This is a genomic window from Mesorhizobium sp. WSM4817, from assembly GCF_055811135.1.
This window is the reverse complement of sequence record NZ_JBVVQQ010000021.1, coordinates 103575-116297: the sequence shown is the minus strand read 5'-3', so window position 1 is coordinate 116297 and position 12723 is coordinate 103575. Positions and strand designations below refer to the sequence as shown.

General features: G+C 63.1%; 13 protein-coding genes. 10 read left to right on the top strand and 3 right to left on the bottom strand.

All coding sequences use genetic code 11. From position 1 onward, the window contains the following. Positions 1-35 precede the first annotated feature (35 nt). From uvrB to AC0L2K_RS25365, 5 genes are all read left to right on the top strand, one after another. Positions 36-3275 carry an excinuclease ABC subunit UvrB gene (gene uvrB, locus AC0L2K_RS25385; protein ID WP_473532600.1) on the top strand — a complete coding sequence of 1080 codons (3240 nt, stop codon included), beginning with the start codon at positions 36-38 and terminating at the stop codon, positions 3273-3275. Between the two features lie 366 nt (positions 3276-3641). After that, positions 3642-5171, top strand: coding sequence for an ABC-F family ATP-binding cassette domain-containing protein (locus tag AC0L2K_RS25380; RefSeq protein ID WP_128169623.1), 1530 nt, complete (start codon positions 3642-3644; stop codon positions 5169-5171). A 104-nt stretch (positions 5172-5275) separates the two neighbouring features. Then, entirely contained in the window at positions 5276-5461 is a 186-nt protein-coding gene (locus AC0L2K_RS25375) for a hypothetical protein (protein WP_023799860.1), read from the top strand. A gap of 187 nt (positions 5462-5648) precedes the next feature. After that, positions 5649-6077, top strand: coding sequence for a VOC family protein (locus AC0L2K_RS25370; RefSeq protein WP_091598521.1), 429 nt, complete (start codon positions 5649-5651; stop codon positions 6075-6077). A 188-nt stretch (positions 6078-6265) separates the two neighbouring features. Beyond that, positions 6266-6619, top strand: coding sequence for a DUF1428 domain-containing protein (locus AC0L2K_RS25365; protein WP_023799862.1), 354 nt, complete (start codon positions 6266-6268; stop codon positions 6617-6619). Between the two features lie 7 nt (positions 6620-6626). Here the strand turns inward: AC0L2K_RS25365 and AC0L2K_RS25360 are convergent, their stop codons facing one another. Both AC0L2K_RS25360 and AC0L2K_RS25355 read right to left on the bottom strand, forming a co-directional pair. Then, a complete protein-coding gene (locus tag AC0L2K_RS25360; protein ID WP_473532599.1) occupies positions 6627-8261 on the bottom strand; it encodes a tetratricopeptide repeat-containing sulfotransferase family protein in 1635 nt (544 codons plus the stop codon). 195 nt (positions 8262-8456) lie between these two features. Next, a complete protein-coding gene (locus AC0L2K_RS25355) occupies positions 8457-8639 on the bottom strand; it encodes a hypothetical protein (RefSeq protein ID WP_027151072.1) in 183 nt (60 codons plus the stop codon). Between the two features lie 368 nt (positions 8640-9007). On the opposite strand from AC0L2K_RS25355, the gene AC0L2K_RS25350 reads away from it, so the two are divergent. From AC0L2K_RS25350 to AC0L2K_RS25335, 4 genes are all read left to right on the top strand, one after another. Continuing rightward, complete coding sequence (locus AC0L2K_RS25350; protein ID WP_027151071.1) at positions 9008-9274, top strand: hypothetical protein; 267 nt, start codon at positions 9008-9010, stop codon at positions 9272-9274. Beyond that, on the top strand, positions 9271-9519 hold the full coding sequence (locus AC0L2K_RS25345) for a hypothetical protein (protein WP_128169625.1): 249 nt from the start codon (positions 9271-9273) through the stop codon (positions 9517-9519). The genes AC0L2K_RS25350 and AC0L2K_RS25345 overlap by 4 nt, the downstream gene beginning before the upstream one ends. 50 nt (positions 9520-9569) lie before the next feature. Beyond that, positions 9570-9707 (top strand): hypothetical protein, encoded by a 138-nt coding sequence (locus AC0L2K_RS25340; RefSeq protein ID WP_023799867.1) that lies wholly within the window; start codon positions 9570-9572, stop codon positions 9705-9707. Positions 9708-9873: 166 nt separating this feature from the next. Continuing rightward, positions 9874-11427 (top strand): EAL domain-containing protein, encoded by a 1554-nt coding sequence (locus tag AC0L2K_RS25335; protein ID WP_473532598.1) that lies wholly within the window; start codon positions 9874-9876, stop codon positions 11425-11427. 87 nt (positions 11428-11514) lie between these two features. Here the strand turns inward: AC0L2K_RS25335 and AC0L2K_RS25330 are convergent, their stop codons facing one another. Then, positions 11515-11916, bottom strand: a complete 402-nt coding sequence (locus tag AC0L2K_RS25330; protein WP_473532597.1) for a Kazal-type serine protease inhibitor family protein — start codon at positions 11914-11916, stop codon at positions 11515-11517. A gap of 532 nt (positions 11917-12448) precedes the next feature. On the opposite strand from AC0L2K_RS25330, the gene AC0L2K_RS25325 reads away from it, so the two are divergent. Then, entirely contained in the window at positions 12449-12661 is a 213-nt protein-coding gene (locus AC0L2K_RS25325) for a cold-shock protein (RefSeq protein ID WP_023799871.1), read from the top strand. Positions 12662-12723: the final 62 nt, after the last annotated feature.

Here is a 12723-nt window from a genome sequence, read left to right as displayed (position 1 = left end):
TTTCCATTTTGGCCGATACCTCCCATATTCGGGGCATGGCCAAACTTCCTGACCAAAAGACGCCGCCGCCGGCGCGTGACGATCGTGCTTCGCCGCCCAAGCGGCGCAGCCCGTTGACCGATTTCCTCGATGCGTCGGAGCCATTGCACAAGGGCGGCTTTGCCGAGGCGCCGCAGACCGAATTCTCAGGCACGCCGCTGACCGGCTCGATCGCCGATTGGGCCGAGCAGATCGAGCAGGAAGCCGAAAAGGAAGGGCGCCAAGTCTCCCCCCTTGAGGGGGAGATGTCGCCGAAGGCGACAGAGGGGGTCGGCAAAGGAGGCGCTCAACATGAGAGCACGTCGAGCCCGGCCGCACCGACCCCACCCGGCGGCTCCGCCGCCACCCTCCCCTCAAGGGGAAGGGAAGTCGCCAAGGCGAAAAAGATCCCTGAACGCTCCTCTTCCCCTGGCCGCACGGCGCGAGGCACGTCGATGGGTGGCGCGGCTTCGGCGCGGGAGCGAACCGCGGCCGGCCTCAATCCGGTCGCCGGCCTCGATGTTTCGCTGGAGGAAGCCGAGACCATGGCCTCCGGCGGCGTCACCGCCACTGTTGCGGCGCTGTCGGCGCTGATCGAATCCGGCAATCCGCTGCACAAGGACGGCGTGCTGTGGACGCCGCACCGCCCGGCTCGGCCCGAAAAATCCGAAGGCGGCATCGCCGTCAAGATGGTGTCGGATTTCGAGCCGGCCGGCGACCAGCCGACGGCGATCAAGGATCTTGTCGAAGGCGTCAACGACAACGACCGCACCCAGGTGCTGCTCGGCGTCACCGGCTCGGGAAAAACCTTCACCATGGCCAAGGTGATCGAGGAGACGCAGCGCCCTGCCTTGATCCTCGCCCCCAACAAGACGCTGGCCGCGCAGCTTTATTCCGAGTTCAAGAAATTCTTCCCGGAAAACGCCGTCGAGTATTTCGTCTCCTACTACGACTACTATCAGCCGGAAGCCTATGTGCCCCGGACGGATACGTTTATCGAGAAGGAATCGTCGATCAACGAGCAGATCGACCGCATGCGCCATTCGGCGACGCGCTCGCTGCTGGAGCGCGACGATGTCATCATCGTCGCCTCGGTGTCCTGCATCTACGGTATCGGCTCGGTCGAGACCTACACGGCGATGACCTTCCAGATGCAGATCGGTGACCGGCTCGACCAGCGCGCGCTGCTCGCCGATCTCGTCGCCCAGCAATACAAGCGGCAGGACATCAACTTCGTCCGCGGCTCGTTCCGCGTGCGCGGCGACACGATCGAGATTTTTCCGGCCCACTTGGAAGACCGCGCCTGGCGTATTTCGCTGTTCGGCGACGAGATCGAGGCGATCACCGAGTTCGACCCGCTGACCGGCCAGAAGACCGGCGAATTGAAGAGCGTCAAGATCTACGCCAATTCGCACTATGTGACGCCGCGCCCGACCTTGAATCAGGCTATCAAATCGATCAAGGAAGAGCTCAAGCAGCGGCTGGTCGAACTCGAGCGCGCCGGACGCCTGCTCGAGGCGCAGCGGCTGGAGCAGCGCAGCCGCTTCGACCTCGAGATGCTGGAAGCCACCGGCTCCTGCGCCGGCATCGAGAACTATTCGCGCTATCTCACCGGCCGCCAGCCGGGCGATCCGCCACCGACCCTGTTTGAGTACATCCCCGACAATGCGCTGGTCTTCATCGACGAAAGCCACGTCACCATCCCGCAGATCGGCGGCATGTATCGCGGCGACTTTCGCCGCAAGGCGACGCTGGCCGAGTACGGTTTCCGTCTGCCGTCCTGCATGGACAACCGGCCGTTGCGTTTCGAGGAATGGGACGCGATGCGCCCGCTTTCGGTCGCGGTTTCGGCGACGCCCGGCGCCTGGGAGATGGAGCAGTCCGGCGGCGTCTTTGCCGAGCAGGTCATCCGCCCGACCGGCCTGATCGATCCGCCGGTCGAGGTGCGCCCGGCCAAGACCCAGGTCGACGACGTCGTCGGCGAAATCCGCGAAACGACAAAAGCCGGCTACCGCACGCTGGTCACCGTGCTGACCAAGCGCATGGCCGAGGACCTGACCGAATATCTGCACGAGCAGGGCATTCGCGTCCGCTACATGCACTCCGACATCGACACGCTGGAGCGCATCGAGATCCTGCGCGATCTGCGCCTCGGCGCCTTCGACGTGCTGGTCGGCATCAACCTTTTGCGCGAAGGCCTCGACATTCCCGAATGCGGCTTCGTCGCCATCCTCGATGCCGACAAGGAGGGTTTTTTGCGCTCCGAAACCTCGCTGATCCAGACCATCGGCCGCGCCGCCCGAAACGTCGACGGCAAGGTCATCCTCTACGCCGACCAGATCACCGGCTCGATGGAGCGGGCGATGGCCGAGACCAACCGCCGCCGCGAAAAGCAGATGGAGTGGAACGCGGCCAACGGCATCACCCCGGAATCGGTCAAGTCGCGCATCTCCGACATCCTGGACTCGGTCTACGAGAAGGACCACGTCCGCGCCGACATCTCGCAGTTCACCGACAGCGCCGGCGCGATGATGGGCAACAATCTGAAAGCCCATCTCGACGCGATGGACAAGCAGATGCGCGACGCAGCCGCCAATCTCGATTTCGAGAAGGCAGCCCGCATCCGCGACGAGATCAAGCGGCTGCGCGAGATGGAACTGTCCATCTCCGACGATCCGCTGGCCAAATATGCCGACATGGAAAGCCCGGTTTCGGGCCGCGAAAAGGGCAAGCACAACAAGGGCCGCGCCATCCACCGCACGGTGGATGACGACGGCAAGGGGCTGTTCCGCAAGCCCGCGCTCGACGAGATGGGCGCCGACGGGGCCGTGCCGGTCAAGAAGCCGCTATTCGCCAAGCCTTCGCTCGATGCGATGGGTCCGGGCACCGACATGCCGACACCCGCCGGGGCGGTGTCACGCTCGCTGTTCAAGAAACAGTCGGCCGAGGAGGCGCACGGCTCCGATTTCGGCATCCCCGGCGAGCCGACCAAGCCGCTGTTCAAGAAGAACTCGCTCGATGAAATGACGGTGCGACGGACTGAAAAGCCTGTTGAGGGCAAAGTGCCGGCCAAGCCACAGCCGATCTCCCGCCAAGTGGGGGAGATGCCCGGCAGGGCAGAGGGGGGCGCCAAGGAAGGCAACGATTCCGGTAAGCCCATCGTCCGCCAGCGCAGTGGCATCGGCTCCTACGAAGATCCGGCCGACGCTCGCCGCGAAAAGCGTCGACCCGGCAAGACCGGCCGGCCGGGACGGTAGCGTTCCTTCGCGCCCCCTCTGTCCTGCCGGACATCTCCCCCACTTGGGGGGAGATTGGCAACTTCAGCGCTTAGCTCACTTTTACACGCCCCATTGCCATCTGCCCCTCCCCTGGTGTAGCCAGTTTCCATAACTCGAACGTCTTGAAAGGAGGGCTGCGTGCATATCGACCACCATCGTCAGCGCGGCCCTGTCCCTGCCCTGCGAGCTTGCTTGCAGGGCTGACCAGAGACGGTCCGGGTTCTCCCGCTTCGATTTTCTTGGTCTGCCCTTCGTGGTGCTGCAACGCCGAGCCTGCTGGCCTGCCTGCGCACCGTCGAAGTGCATCGAACCGGAATTCATTCCGGGCAGACCAGAGAAACCAACATGGCCCTGATCAGCCTCAAGTCCCTCGGCGTCACCATGAGTGCGCCGCTCTTCTCCAACCTCGATCTCAGCATCGGCACCGGCGACCGGCTCGGCATCGTCGCCGCCAATGGCCGCGGCAAGTCCACCTTGCTGAAGTGCCTGACCGGCGAGATGGAGCCGACGTCCGGCGACATCACCCGCACGCGCGGCCTGCGCGTCGGCTATGTCGAGCAAGCCATTCCCGCAGCATTGGCCGAGCACGGCTTTCAGCAGGTGGTGGCCGACGCCTTGCCGGCCGAGCAGGCCGAAAGCGAGCAATGGCGCGTCGATGTCGTTCTCGATTCACTCGACGTGCCGCAGCCGATGCGCGAGCGGCCGATGCGGGCCTTGAGCGGCGGCTGGCAAAGACTGGCGCTGATCGCCCGCGTCTGGGTCACCGATCCCGATGTCCTGCTTCTCGACGAGCCGACCAACCATCTCGACCTCGCCAAGATCAGCCAGCTGGAAACCTGGCTGAACGCACTGCCGCGCGAGGTGCCGGTGGTGATCGCCAGCCACGACCGGGCGTTCCTCGACGCGACGACCAACCGGACGCTGTTCCTGCGCCCCGAACAGTCGCCGGTATTCTCGCTGCCCTATTCCAGGGCACGCGATGCGTTGAGCGAAGTCGACGCCTCGACCGAGCGCAAGTTCCAGCGCGACATGAAGGTGGCGCAGCAATTGCGCCGGCAGGCGGCCAAGCTCAACAACATCGGCATCAATTCGGGCAGCGACCTGCTGACGGTCAAGACCAAGCAGCTCAACCAGCGCGCCCAGCGCCTCGAAGAGGTCGCAGCACCGGCGCACCGCGAAAAATCGGCGGGCGCGATAAAGCTCGCCAATCGCGGCACCCATGCCAAGGTGCTGATCACGCTCGACGACGTGGCGGTCGCAACGCCTGACGGCACGCTGCTGTTCAGGACCGGCAAGCGCCACATCTGCCAAGGCGACCGCATCGTGCTGCTCGGCCGCAACGGCGTCGGCAAGTCGCGGCTGATCAGCCTGATCAGAAATGCCGTCGTCGAGCCAGAGACGGCAACACAAGGCGTGAAGGTGACGCCGTCGACCGTGCTCGGCTACAGCGACCAGGCATTGTCGGGCCTCAACGGCGAAGACACGCCGCTGGCGATGCTCTCGCGCAGATTCGATGTCGGCGAGCAGCGCGCCCGCTCGCTGCTCGCGGGTGCGGGCGTCGGCATCGACATGCAGGAGCGCAGGATAGGCGTGCTGTCGGGCGGGCAGAAGGCGCGGCTGATGATGCTGGCGCTTAGGCTCGCCAATCCCAATTTCTACCTGCTCGACGAGCCGACCAACCATCTCGACATCGACGGCCAGGAGGCGCTGGAGGCGGAATTGCTCGCCCATCAGGCGAGCTGCGTGCTGGCATCGCACGACCGCTGCTTCATCAGGGCGATCGGCAACCGTTTCTGGCTGATCGAGAAGCGGCGGCTGGCCGAGATCGACAGCCCGGAAGACTTCTTCCGATCGGTGGCAGAAGCGGGCGGTTGAAGCTTTGCGGCAAAAAAATCCGACGCTCTGTCGGATCATGGCCGCGCGCGACGTCCTTGGGATGCCGACACGGTGATGCCGGCGCCAATCGAGGAGAGAGCATCATGTCCATTCTGTCGTCCGTCGGTCGCATCGCGACCCGTTACTCGGCGGCTCGCGCCCGTTACCGCAGCGAGCGCGCCCTGCTTTCATTGCCGATCGAACTGCGCAAGGACATCGGCTGGCCGGAGATCGTCGTCGACGCGCAAAACAGCCGTCGGATTGCAATCTCCCTGTCCGAGGCAAGATGATAAGAGACCAACCGGCCGCAGCGGCGCCGTCATCAGCCTTGCGCGTCGCCCAGGGTCACTCCAACCGCCGGCGGCCCGGCGCATCTGGTTCCGGCATTAAAGAAATGCATCTGACGTGTAGGATCGCCGCCGCTTCATTCGTCCTGTGGTCCGCAAGGTCAAACCAAACGCAGAGAGGAGCAAAAAGATGAACGACCAGCCCCAAACCCAGCCTAAAGCGAAAGTCCTCGGCGGATTGACGCCCTACCTTCAACTGGACGGCGCCTTCAAGGCTTCGGAATTCTATCAGAAGGCGTTCGGCGCCGAGCAGGTGTTCTTCTACCCGCCGGACGAGCAGGGCCGGACGATGCACATCCATCTCCACATCAACGGTTCGACCTTGATGATTTCCGACTTCTATCCCGAGCACGGAATGGCCCCGGTGAAGCCGCAGGGCTTCACCATGCAGCTGCATCTCGGCAGCGACGACATCGACGCCTGGTGGCAGCGCGCCATCGATGCCGGTTGCAAGGTCGGCACGCCGCTGCAGGTGATGTTCTGGGGCGATCGCTGGGGTCAGTTGACTGATCCCTTCGGCGTGGAGTGGGCGATGAACGCGCCAGTAAAGGCGGCGTAGCGCCACCGTTTCTTCCTTCTCCCCTTGTGGGAGAAGGTGGATCGGCGCGCAGCGCCGAGACGGATGAGAGGTGCTGGAAGAAACGAGACGTTGGTGTTTCCCTGGAACACCCCCTCATCCGACCGAGCTTCGCTCGGCCACCTTCTCCCACAAGGGGAGAAGGAAAATCCAACCCAAGGAGAACCACAATGTCCTATGTCGATGGTTTCGTTCTCGCCGTACCCAAGGCGAATCTCGATGCCTACAAGAAAATGGCGCAGCTGGGCGGCACCGTCTGGATGGAGCATGGCGCGCTCGCCTATGTCGAGTGCATTGGCGACGACGTGCCCTATGGCGAAATGACCTCGTTCCCGCGCGCCGTGCAGGCCAAGGACGACGAGATCGTCGTCTTCTCGTGGGTCGTCTATGAATCGCGGCAGAGCCGCGATGCGGTGATGGCCAAGGTCATGGCCGATGAGCGGCTGAAGTCCGACTGGTCGGCGATGCCGTTCGACGGCAAGCGCATGATCTTCGGCGGCTTTCAGCCCTTCATTGAGTTGTAGGCCCGCATTACGCCAGCCGGTCGAGCAGCGGCTTGAGCCGGTCGCCATAGCGCTTCCACAGATCGACCGAGCCCTGGTACATCGGCTGGCGCACCTGCGCCGCCGACGCCGTGCGGACCGGCCGATCGGTCTCGTGGAACGACAGCACTGCATCGTCCCATGGCAGGCCGAGATAGGCGATCAGCGCCCGCGTCTGCCCTTCCTGGTCGGCGACGAAATCCTCGTAGCGCACATCATGCACGACATCAGGCAGAACGGTGCGCCAATGCGCCATGATGTCGGTGTAGAGATTGTGGAAATCGGCAAGCTCGCCGAGGTCGTAGCCGTAGCGGTGGCTGTCGCCGCGGAAATGCACCTTGTAGATCGACAGGCAGGTCGCCGCCGCGTCGCGGGCGCAATGGATGATCTTGGCCTTGGGCAGCATCAGATGAATGAAGCCGACCAAAAGGAAATTGCCGGGCATCTTGTCGGTGACATGCCGGAAACCCGGACAGCGGGCGTGCAGCAGGTCCAGATAGGCCTGGCCTGCCTCGGCAAAGGCTTTGTCGGGCAGGTCAGCGATCCCGCTGGGGAAACCGCCCTTCATACCAGGCGGAAACTGTTTTCCCACCGCCGTCTTCAATATGCCGAGCTCGCCCGCGCCATAGACCTGCGGATGGCTGGCGATGATCTGCTCGACCAGCGTGGTGCCGGAGCGCGGCATGCCGACGACGAAGATCGGCGTGTCGTCGGCAATCCCGCTCGGTCTGTGCTTGTCGAAGAAGGCCTTGTCGAACACCGCCTTCATCGTTTCGAATTCGGCGCGTGTCTTGCCCGCATCATAGTCGATGCCCATGCGGCGGATGGCATTGCCTTCGGCGAAATAATCGAAGGCACGGCCATAATCCTTCAGATCGTCATTGGCCTTGCCGAGGCCGAACGAAAGCTGCATGCGCGCCAGGCTGCCTTCCGGCGCCTTGGCGTGCTGCGCCTCCATCCCGGCAAGCTCGGCGTCGCGCTCCTGCTGCCGCTTGACCTGGGTGAGCATCAGCCAGGCCCTGGCCATGCCGGGATCGACCACCAGCGCCTGCCGGAAATGCTCCGCTGCCTCTGCGAGGCTGCCCTTCTCCATCAGCCCGACGCCCAGACCGTGCAGCAGGTCGGCGTCCTTCGGCCGAATTGCCAATGCTTCGCGGAAGACGGCGAGCGCCTCGTCGAGCCGCCCAGCCTCCTGCAGCGTTTCGGCAAGCCCGATGCGGGCGCGGACATGGAACGGGTTGCGGCCGATGGTGCCGCGATAGATCTCCTCCGCGCCCTCGAACTGGCCGAGTTGCTTCAGCGAGGAGCCGAGATTGTCGCGCGCCGCGAGTTGCTCCGGCCGGATTGCCACCGCGCCACGGAAGAAATCGACGGCTGCACCGACACGGCCGAGGTCGCGCATCACCGTGCCGAGATTGTTGAGGAAATCTGGATTCTTGGGTTGCAGGCGCACCGACTGTTCGAGGAGACCAAGTCCTTCGGCGCTGCGCCCGGTCTGGTGCAGCAGCAAACCGAGGAAATGTGCTGCCGCCGCATGATTGGCCTTTTGCGCCAGCACCTGCCGGTAGAGCATCTCGGCTTCCTGCCGGCGCCCCGCCTGATGCAATTGCAGTGCCTGCTGCACGCGCTGGTCAAGCCCAAGAGGGGGCTGTCCGCCTGAGCCGAATTTGCCGCCCGCGCCTGCCGGTCTTCTCGGATCTCTGTTGATGGGAAACCTGCCGTGTTTTGTCCGCCTGCCGCGATCTAGGCCATCGGCGCGGCAGGTTCAAGGGTTCGCAGGCCAGCTTACCGGAAATCCTGGGTTCATGGGCCGGCCATGTCAGATCAGGCGGTTGGTCTCCGCAACCTGTCTGGCCCGCCGCAGCGTGCCGTCGGTGTCGGCAATCCTGCGCCTCGCTGCCTCATCACTTCTTATCGTCAGTCGCGCCGACATGACTTTTGTGGGCTTGATGATCGGCTTGATTGTTACGGTCGAGCCATCAGGCGTTTTCACGGAAACCATGGATTTTCCTTTCAGATATAAATAAAAATCTATGCCAGGATGAAGTTTTCCGGCACAATCTCAAACAATTCTTGTGAAGAGTCCGGATCGTATCACCATTTTACAAATAGCCCTAGAAAAGTAATTTTACGCCAAGATCGGCTCCAGGCGGGAATCTTCTTGAATAAACCGCAATTTTGGATTAATGAATTGAGATCGTTTTTTGGGCCAAGCTTGGCATCTCGCGGCGTCAGAAGTTCTCGACCCGCCAAACTCATTCCAGATCGCCGATAACCAAATTGCCGAACAGGGACCCACGATCTTAGGTCCCGGTGCCGCGAAGCGGGCACCACCCTATCGGATCCAAGACGACACTTCGAGGCACGAGAATGTCTGGCCGAACTACCCATTCCATCGCGCATTTCGAGGCACCCTTCATGATTGGCGGCCTGGAAGGACAATTGCCGGCCGGCGACTACGACATCGACCACGATGAGGAGCTTGTCGATGGCATCTCGTGGCTTGCCTGGCGCCGTGTCGCCACTTTCATCCACCTGCCGGCAAGGACGGTGAAAAGCCAGACCAGCCAATTGGTCGCCATCGATTTCGCCGAACTCGAAACCGCGCTGAGGCGCGACCAGGAGAATGCCGCATGATCCGCTTCCAGCAGAACGCGCGCCCGCGCACCGACACGCCTGCGCATCTTTTCGCGATCGGCCAGACCGTTCGCATGAAGAGCCGCACCGGCCTTGTTCAGAAGACCGCCGAGCTGTTCCAGATCAAAAGCAGGCTGCCGGTCAAGGACGGCTCGCCGCAATACCGCATCCGCAGCAACGAGGAGACCCATGAGCGGGTCACCACGGAAGACAATCTCGAAGTGGCCGACGATCCAAACGGCTAGCCGCCCATCAACCGTCGCCACCATGTTCATCAATCACGAGGGACCAGGAAATGGCCAAGGGTCAACAGCGCAGCAACCGCGAGACACGCAAGCCCAAGAAGGACAAGACGGCAGCAAAGCCGGCCTCGCCCTTCGGCTCGGCTGTCAAGCAGGCGGAAGCCGGTTTGAAACCGAAGTCCAAGGGCTAGCGGCGGACGGATGAGCAGCCCTGCATTCATCCAGCCATCGCGGGGATTATAGATCATGTAATTTCGAAGCCGTATAAGGTCCGCTGGAACCGGGCCCGATCACAGTTGGCTGCCTGGCGGGCCGCGCGCGAAATCGTCGCTCGCAGCCGAATGCAGGGAGGCGCACATGGACAGGTCGCGCATCATCGTGACTGCGGTGGTGCTGGCCCTGCTCGGTGCGATAGTGCCCATCGCGGCGATGTTCCACTTTTCATGGGTCCTGGCGGTTCAAGAAGAACACGAGCGGCTGGAGCTGTTCGCCAACCGCGCGATCGCCAGGGCCAGCATATCCCTCATGGATGCAGCCGGCGCGTTGCGGGAGATCGACCGGTTCACCGGCGACCGCTGTTCGGTGGACCACATTGCCCGCATGCGGCGGCTCACCATCAACACGCGCTCGATCGAAGAAATGGGCTATTTCGAAAACGGCCTGCTCAAATGCACATCCTGGGGACCGACCGAGGGACGCGTTACGCAAGCCGCACCGGATTTCACCGCTGCAGACGGCGTTGCCGTCACTGCCCGGATACGGCCCCTGGCCAACCTGGACCATCCGCTGATGGCCCTGCAGTACAAGCGCCATAATGTCCTTATCGACCCCCTGCGCTTTGTCGACATCGTCGTCGATCCCGACGTTCAGCTTGCCCTGGCGACAAACACGGGCGTCCTGCTCAGCGCGCTGAACGGGCCTGATCCTGCCCGCATCGGCAAGATCATCGCCGACCCTGGCAAAGGCCTGGATGACGGTCATCTGTTTGCCGCGGTGCGCGGGACGGACTGGATCGCCGTCGCCACCGAACCGGAAAGCCAGATTGTCGACAGCGTGCGCAGGCGGCAATTGCTGTTGCTTCCCCTCGGCGCTTTCATCGCCGCTTTCATCATCGGCATGGTTGTCTGGCTGTCACGACGGCGGCTGTCGCTGCTTGGAGAATTGCAGATTGCCGTGCGCAAGCACGAGTTTATCGTCCACTATCAGCCGATCGTCGCGCTCAGGACAGGCAATTGCGTGGGTGCCGAAGCGCTGGTGCGCTGGAGACGACCCGACGGCACGCTGGTCCGGCCCGATCTTTTCGTCCCGCTGGCCGAAGAGAGCGGCCTGATCGCGGCAATCACCGACCAGATCATCGCCCTTGTTGTTTTGGACCTGAAAAAACTTCTTGTCGCCAATCGTTCGCTCCACATCGCGATCAATCTCAGCCCGGCCGACGTCAGAACGGCAAGGGTCCTTCCGGTCATCGAAAAGGCCCTGCAGCACACCGGAATTCAGCCTCGGCAGATCTGGCTGGAGGCGACGGAGCGCGGTTTCGTCGACGTCGATTCAGCGCGTTCGACCGTCATTCGCGCCCGCGAGCTTGGCCATGCGGTCGCAATCGACGACTTCGGCACAGGTTATTCGAGCCTGTCCCATCTCGAGGGCCTGCCGCTCGATGCGCTGAAGATCGATAAGTCGTTCATCGACACGATCGCTACGGATTCCGCCACCAGTTCCGTCACGCCGCATATCATCGACATGGCCAAGACGCTGAAGCTGAAGATCATTGCCGAGGGCGTGGAGACGCAGGCACAGGTCGACTACCTGATGGAACGCGACGTCGACTATGGTCAGGGTTGGTTGTTTGCCAAACCTATGCCCGCGGCCGAGTTCATCGCCTATTGCCGCAAGGCCAGGCCGCCGACGTAGAAGCAAGAGCCGCCAGCTGCCCTCGCGCGGCTGCGCCCAGTTGATGGATGAGCCTCCCCGCCCGGAGACGGGGAGGAAACCAGCCTCTCAGCAGGGACCGTCGTCGACGATGCGATAGTCGGCGGCGCGAGCCTCGCAGGCGTTGGGGAAGGTGCGCAACGCGCTGCCGCGGCGGGCGCAGACCGGGCGGTATTCGCGCGTGCAGAATGTCTGCTCTCCATCACCGCCACCGTCGCGGCACTGGCCGTCGCTGATGATGCGATATCCGGCCCGCTCGGCAAGGCAGGCATTGGCGAAGGTCTGGCGGTCGCCACCGCGCCGCGCGCAGACCGGATCATATTGTCTGGTGCAATATTGCGGCTCGGGCCGAGGCGGGCGGTAGCCCGGTCCGTCCTCCTCCACCACCACCGCGGTACAGGCTGCAAGAACTGCCGACAGCAACAGGACGGCAAAACCCTGTCGCGAGAAGATTGCCGCAGGAAATTTCATCACCAGACCTCCCTCTAGCCCCCGCTCGAATGCATGTCACCCAAAAGCATGCCCACGGGGCTCTGACCCGAGGGTGCGAAGCGGTTTGGGACAACGGCATGCGCAAAAGATGCAAAATGCGCCTACACGCCAAGCCGATCCTCGCCATTCCACCCGCCGAATGCAACCCCTGTTTGCAGGCTCCCAGCAGGCTGGACCATGCGTGGCCGGGCTATGGCCGATGACCACCGGGCGAGCACCCCGCTTTGTCGATGCCATGTGTGCGAAGGCGCCCATGAGCGGCCGTTGGCGCTACCTTGCAACCATCGCGTTTCCGTGCGATAAATTTAGTGTTCGGGCATTTGCGACCCGGAGAGCGGAACGTTTTGGACGACCTTTCCCCGATACTGTGAATCTCTGACGGCCCCGTTTTTCGGCGGGGGGTTCTAACCATGCGCCAATGCATGACTGCCGAAGCAACCACCGGGACTTGCCCACGGCGTCAGGCGGCGGGCAAACCACAAAGACTGACACGGGTGAAGGAGTTTCCCCAATGGCCCAGACCGGCACCGTTAAATTCTTCAACGCTACCAAAGGCTTCGGCTTCATCACGCCAGACGACGGCGCCAAGGACGTGTTCGTCCACATCTCGGCGATCGAGGCTTCGGGCCTGCGCACGCTCGTCGATGGCCAGAAGGTCACGTTCGATGTCGAGCCCGACCGCATGGGCAAGGGGCCGAAGGCGGTCAATCTCCGCGCGGACTGAACCGTCGGCGCGCATGTCCGCCCGGACGTGCCCTAGGGGACGTGCGAAGCCGGAGGTGCCAG

Excerpts from the sequence above, each read along its gene's own strand:
- uvrB (WP_473532600.1), top strand. The coding sequence starts at position 36 with ATGGCCAAACTTCCTGACCAAAAGACGCCGCCGCCGGCGCGTGACGAT.
- AC0L2K_RS25380 (WP_128169623.1), top strand. The coding sequence starts at position 3,642 with ATGGCCCTGATCAGCCTCAAGTCCCTCGGCGTCACCATGAGTGCGCCG.
- AC0L2K_RS25375 (WP_023799860.1), top strand. The coding sequence starts at position 5,276 with ATGTCCATTCTGTCGTCCGTCGGTCGCATCGCGACCCGTTACTCGGCG.
- AC0L2K_RS25370 (WP_091598521.1), top strand. The coding sequence starts at position 5,649 with ATGAACGACCAGCCCCAAACCCAGCCTAAAGCGAAAGTCCTCGGCGGA.
- AC0L2K_RS25365 (WP_023799862.1), top strand. The coding sequence starts at position 6,266 with ATGTCCTATGTCGATGGTTTCGTTCTCGCCGTACCCAAGGCGAATCTC.
- AC0L2K_RS25355 (WP_027151072.1), bottom strand. The coding sequence starts at position 8,639 with ATGGTTTCCGTGAAAACGCCTGATGGCTCGACCGTAACAATCAAGCCG.
- AC0L2K_RS25350 (WP_027151071.1), top strand. The coding sequence starts at position 9,008 with ATGTCTGGCCGAACTACCCATTCCATCGCGCATTTCGAGGCACCCTTC.
- AC0L2K_RS25345 (WP_128169625.1), top strand. The coding sequence starts at position 9,271 with ATGATCCGCTTCCAGCAGAACGCGCGCCCGCGCACCGACACGCCTGCG.
- AC0L2K_RS25340 (WP_023799867.1), top strand. The coding sequence starts at position 9,570 with ATGGCCAAGGGTCAACAGCGCAGCAACCGCGAGACACGCAAGCCCAAG.
- AC0L2K_RS25335 (WP_473532598.1), top strand. The coding sequence starts at position 9,874 with ATGGACAGGTCGCGCATCATCGTGACTGCGGTGGTGCTGGCCCTGCTC.
- AC0L2K_RS25330 (WP_473532597.1), bottom strand. The coding sequence starts at position 11,916 with ATGAAATTTCCTGCGGCAATCTTCTCGCGACAGGGTTTTGCCGTCCTG.
- AC0L2K_RS25325 (WP_023799871.1), top strand. The coding sequence starts at position 12,449 with ATGGCCCAGACCGGCACCGTTAAATTCTTCAACGCTACCAAAGGCTTC.